The organism is Lentilactobacillus sp. TOM.63, from assembly GCF_030361045.1.
GTDB lineage: Bacteria > Bacillota > Bacilli > Lactobacillales > Lactobacillaceae > Lentilactobacillus > Lentilactobacillus dabitei.
On record NZ_JAUCAP010000183.1, the window covers coordinates 1 to 625 of the forward strand.

Consider the following 625-nt stretch of genomic DNA (forward strand, 5'->3'; position numbering starts at 1 on the left):
CCCGTGGCAGCTTTAACGCCCTTAATAGTTCTTGAAGTGCATAGTGCGACCGTAACGATGAAACAATACTGGCTTTCATCTTCGTGGTGAGCGATTGGGAGCCTTCCTCGTTAAAGTCGCAAGTGCTTTTAAAATATCACGATCCAGTTCAGCTTCATGCAGTTGCTGCTTAAGATTTAAGATTTCCTGCTGATATTTCTCTTCTTGGGTTGGTTTCAGTCGCTTGATAGTCTTAGTGCGTTTACGCTTATTGGTGGTCGGTCTTCCTCTCCTTTTCGGACGCAGTCCGGCAACACCTTTTTCCTTAACGATTTGATCCCATGAATAGACCTGGCCCTCAGAGATTCCAAAATGTGCTGCTGCACGCGCTCGACTTACCTGATGTGTACCCATATATTCTATCACTGCTACCTTAAAGGATTGGGAATAGGTGGCTTTAGTATGCCTAACTGCAAGAGATTGCGGACCATGTTCTTGGGCCCGTTGAACCCACGCACGAACAACGCTAGTTGATGGAACTTTGTATTGCTTACACAGTTCACGATAACCAATGTCACCCTTGAGATAACGAGAAACAACCTTCACTTTGAATTGACTACTATATTTTGTCACAAGAAAAGCCCCA

1 protein-coding gene is annotated in these 625 nt (G+C 44.8%); it reads right to left on the reverse strand.

Going from position 1 to position 625, the window contains the following annotated elements; genetic code table 11:
* Positions 1–75 precede the first annotated feature (75 nt).
* The coding region (locus QUF07_RS14060) for a helix-turn-helix domain-containing protein (RefSeq protein ID WP_289428210.1) at positions 76–625 on the reverse strand (550 nt) is incomplete at its 5' end.